This window comes from Cellulomonas septica, assembly GCF_012396155.1.
Classification (GTDB): domain Bacteria; phylum Actinomycetota; class Actinomycetes; order Actinomycetales; family Cellulomonadaceae; genus Cellulomonas; species Cellulomonas septica.
This window is the reverse complement of the sequence record NZ_JAAXOY010000324.1, coordinates 1-4,022: the sequence shown is the minus strand read 5'-3', so window position 1 is coordinate 4,022 and position 4,022 is coordinate 1. Positions and strand designations below refer to the sequence as shown.

Sequence of the window (4,022 nt, the reverse complement as noted above, 5' to 3'; positions counted from 1 at the left end):
GCTCGACCCGACCGACGCGGGCACGGCGCTGCGCGGCGAGCGGTCGTGGGAGGTCGTCGAGGACGGCTCGACGGTCGTCGCGCGGTACCTGCCCGCCGGCCGCGACCCGCTCGCGGCGTCCGACGAGGTCGAGGTGGCCGTCGAGCTGATCAAGCGCACCGGCCGCTACGCGCTGCGGCTGCGCGACCCGCAGGCGGCGACCCGGGCCCGGTTCACGGGCGTGCCGACGTATCCCTACGACGCGTCCTGGGTGCTCGACGCGCCCGTGTGCTGGTACGACGCGCCGCAGCGGGTCGTCGTCGGCGCCGCGCAGCCCGGGCTCGTGCACGACGCGACGCTCGTCGGCGAGGTCGACGTGGAGCGGGGCGGTGCGACCCGGACGCTGCGGCTCGTGGGTGCGCCCGGCAAGGACGGCGTCGCGCTGATCTTCTCGGACGAGGCCGACGACGTCGCGGGCTGGCGGGTGCTGCACGCGGTCCGCCCCGCCGCCGGCGCGCCGACGATCCGGCTCGACCTGAACCGCGCCCTCAACCTGCCGTACGCGTTCACGGACTTCGGCACGTGCCCCTCGCCCGTGCTCGGCAACCACCTGCCCTTCGCCGTCGAGGCGGGGGAGCGCGCACCCAGGAGGACCTCGTGAGCACCATCGACCTGCGTCACGACGACGTGCAGCGACGCGTCGCCGACGCCGTCCCGGTCCCGGTCCCCGTGCCGGACGGCGCGCGCGTGCCCGCCGGGACGACCGCGCGCGACGAGCTCGAGCGCCTGCGCGTCCGGCCCGCGCGCCACCCCGGCCGGTGGGTCGCGACCGCCGCCGTCGCCGTCCTGCTCGCGATGGTCGTCAGCTCGCTGGTGTCGAACGACAAGTGGGGCTGGGACGTCGTCGGGCAGTACCTGACCTGGCCGTCCGTGCTCGAAGGGCTGTGGGGGACGGTCCGCCTGACCGCCGTCGCGGCCGTCGTCGGGTTCGGCCTCGGGACCGTCCTCGCGCTCATGCGCCTGTCCCGCTCGCCGCTGCTGCAGTCGGTCGCGTGGGCGTACGTCTGGGTGTTCCGGTCCGTGCCGCTGATCCTCCAGCTGCTGCTCTGGTACAACCTCGCGTACCTCTACCCGACACTGTCGCTCGGCATCCCGTTCGGGCCGTCGTTCACCGAGTTCGGGACGCTCGACGTCGTCGACAAGTTCGGCGCCGCGATCCTCGGCCTCGGGCTCTCGCAGGCCGCGTACTCCTCCGAGATCGTGCGCGCCGGCATCCTCGGCGTCGACCAGGGTCAGCACGAGGCCGCGGCGGCGCTCGGCATCCCGCGCGCCCGGCAGCAGTGGCGGATCGTCCTGCCGCAGGCCATGCGCACGATCGTGCCGACGTCGGTCAACGAGATCATCGGCCTGGTCAAGGGCACGTCGGTCGTCTACGTCCTCGCGTACGGCGAGCTGTTCTACACGGTCGGCGTCATCTACGGCCGCAACCTGCAGGTGGTCCCGCTGCTGCTCGTCGCGGGCATCTGGTACCTCGTCCTCACGACCGCCCTCACCATCGCCCAGTTCTACCTGGAGCGGTACTACGCCCGCGGGGCGCTCCGCACCCTGCCGCCGACGCCCCTGCAGAAGGCGCGGCGTGCCGTGCGGACGTCGTGGGCCCGGATCGTCACCCGGGGAGGTGCGGCATGACCGCGACGACGACCGCAGCGGCCGGGACCGGGCGCACCACGGGCGGGCTGCTCGAGGTGCACGGCGTGCACAAGTCCTACGGCACGCTCGAGGGGCTCCAGGGTGTCGACCTCGTGGTCCGGCCCGGCGAGGTGACCGTGGTCATCGGCCCGTCCGGCTCGGGCAAGTCGACGCTGCTGCGGGTCATCAACCACCTCGAGAAGGTCGACCGCGGGTTCGTCGCGCTCGACGGCGACCTCATCGGGTACGCCCGGCGCGGGGACTCGCTGCGCGAGCTCAAGGAGAAGGACATCCTGCGGCAGCGCACGCAGATCGGGTTCGTCTTCCAGTCGTTCAACCTGTTCCCGCACCTCACGGCGCTGGAGAACGTCACGGAGGCGCCGGTCTCGGCCCAGGGCCGGCCGCGTGCCGAGGTCGAGGCGGAGGCGCGAGCGCTGCTCGAGCGCGTCGGGCTCGCCGACAAGGCCGACGCGCGGCCGCGGCAGCTCTCCGGCGGCCAGCAGCAGCGCGTCGCGATCGCCCGCGCGCTCGCGACCCGGCCCAAGGTGCTGCTGTTCGACGAGCCGACGTCCGCGCTCGACCCCGAGCTCGTCGGCGAGGTCCTCGACGTGATCCAGGACCTCGCGCACGGCGGCACGACCATCGTGCTCGTCACGCACGAGATCGCCTTCGCCCGGCAGATCGCCGACACCGTCGTCTTCATGGACGGCGGCCGCATCGTCGAGCAGGGCCCGCCCGCCCAGGTGCTCGACGCCCCCGCCCACGCCCGGACCCGGGCGTTCCTCGACAAGGTCCTGTGACCGCGTCGACCCCGGCACGACCCCGCTCCACCCCGAGAAGCACGCACCGTCCCCGCCCCGAGGGACCACACGAGAGGCACCACCCATGACCCGCACGATCGGCGCACGCCGAGCCCCCGGACGCACCCGGCTCCTCGCCGCGGCCGTCGCCCTCCCGCTGCTCGTCACGCTCGCCGCCTGCTCGTCGAGCGCCGACGCGGAGGACACCGCCGGGGGCAGCGACCTGCAGGAGGCCGCGGACAAGGCCGGGCTCGAGGTCAACACGACCGCCGACCAGGACCGCATCCACACCACCGAGTCGGAGGAGGCGATCGCGCTCCTGCCCGACGCCTACAAGGACGTCGACACGCTCAAGGTCTCCGTCTCGGCCTACGTCGCGCCCCTCGCGTTCCTCGCCGACGACGAGAAGACGCCCATCGGCAACGAGACCGACATCGCGCAGCTCATCGGCGACGCGCTCGGCAAGAAGGTCGAGTGGGAGGTCAAGGCGTGGGCCGACTGGCCGCTCGCGCTCCAGTCGGGCGACGTCGACGCGTCGATCTCGAACATCACGGTCACCGAGGAGCGCAAGGAGCTCTACGACTTCGCGTCGTACCGCAACGACCAGCTCGGCTGGCTGACCCGCGCGGACTCCGACCTCGAGTCGATCACCGAGCCCGCCGACATCGAGGGCCTCACGGTCGCCGTCGGCTCCGGGACCAACCAGGAGAAGATCCTGCTGGCGTGGGACGAGGAGAACAAGGCCGCGGGTCTCGAGCCCATCAAGGTCGAGTACTTCGAGAACGACGGCGACACGATCCTCGCGCTGCAGTCCGGGCGCATCGACGTCTCGTTCGGCCCCAACGCGACCGCCGCGTACAAGGTCCGCGTCTCGCCCGACGAGTTCAAGGTCGTCGGCACGCTCAACGGCGGCTGGCCGAACACCGCGCAGATCGCCGCCGCGACCCTCAAGGGCAACGGCCTGTCGGCCGCGTTCACCGCGGCGCTCAACCACGCGATCGAGGACGGGTCCTACGCCCAGGTCCTCGAGCGGTGGGGCCTGCAGGACGAGGCGATCTCGACGTCCGAGGAGAACCCGCCCGGGCTGCCCAAGACCGAGTGAGCGTCCGCGTCAGGACCTCCTCGACGAGACCGGTCCCTGGGGGACGGTGACCGGTCGCGGGGCCGGTCGGGTGCGACGCCCGACCGGCCCCGTGCCCCGCCCGTCGCAGCCCCCGTGCGACCGAAGGAGAGATCGATGAGTGCAGCCGTGGACCACGTGGTCGTCGGCGGCGGTGTCATGGGCGCGGCCGCGGCCTGGCAGCTCGCCCGGCGCGGACGCGACGTCGTGCTGCTCGAGCGGTTCGGCCCCGGGCACGCGCACGGCGCCTCGCACGGCAGCGGCCGGATCTACCGCACGACCTACGCGCAGGCCGACTACCTCGACCTCGCGCAGGAGGCGCTGCCGCTGTGGTCCGCCGTGGCCGACGAGGCCGGTGTCGCGCCCGTGCTCAAGCACACCGACGGGATCAGCCACGGCGGCCCGGCGGCCGACGAGATCGCCGAGGCGCTGCG

Annotated in this window: 5 protein-coding genes; all 5 read left to right on the top strand. The window is 73.3% G+C overall.

All coding sequences use genetic code 11. The annotated features are described in order from the left end of the window. A partial coding sequence (locus tag HGA02_RS12475; RefSeq protein ID WP_168679283.1) for a DUF1684 domain-containing protein occupies positions 1-640 on the top strand: 640 nt, incomplete at its 5' end. Then, positions 637-1,668, top strand: a complete 1,032-nt coding sequence (locus HGA02_RS12470) for an ABC transporter permease subunit (RefSeq protein ID WP_168679282.1) — start codon at positions 637-639, stop codon at positions 1,666-1,668. The genes HGA02_RS12475 and HGA02_RS12470, both read left to right, overlap by 4 nt. Further along, on the top strand, positions 1,665-2,468 hold the full coding sequence (locus HGA02_RS12465) for an amino acid ABC transporter ATP-binding protein (protein WP_281357173.1): 804 nt from the start codon (positions 1,665-1,667) through the stop codon (positions 2,466-2,468). Before HGA02_RS12470 ends, HGA02_RS12465 begins: the two co-directional genes overlap by 4 nt. A gap of 85 nt (positions 2,469-2,553) precedes the next feature. Further along, positions 2,554-3,570, top strand: coding sequence for an ABC transporter substrate-binding protein (locus HGA02_RS12460; RefSeq protein WP_168679281.1), 1,017 nt, complete (start codon positions 2,554-2,556; stop codon positions 3,568-3,570). Between the two features lie 135 nt (positions 3,571-3,705). After that, positions 3,706-4,022: FAD-dependent oxidoreductase (locus HGA02_RS12455; protein ID WP_168679280.1), on the top strand; the 317-nt coding region annotated here is incomplete at its 3' end.

What these genes read in the sequence shown, in the direction of transcription:
- HGA02_RS12465 (WP_281357173.1), top strand. Translation starts at nt 1,665, where the DNA reads ATGACCGCGACGACGACCGCAGCGGCCGGGACCGGGCGCACCACGGGC.
- HGA02_RS12460 (WP_168679281.1), top strand. Translation starts at nt 2,554, where the DNA reads ATGACCCGCACGATCGGCGCACGCCGAGCCCCCGGACGCACCCGGCTC.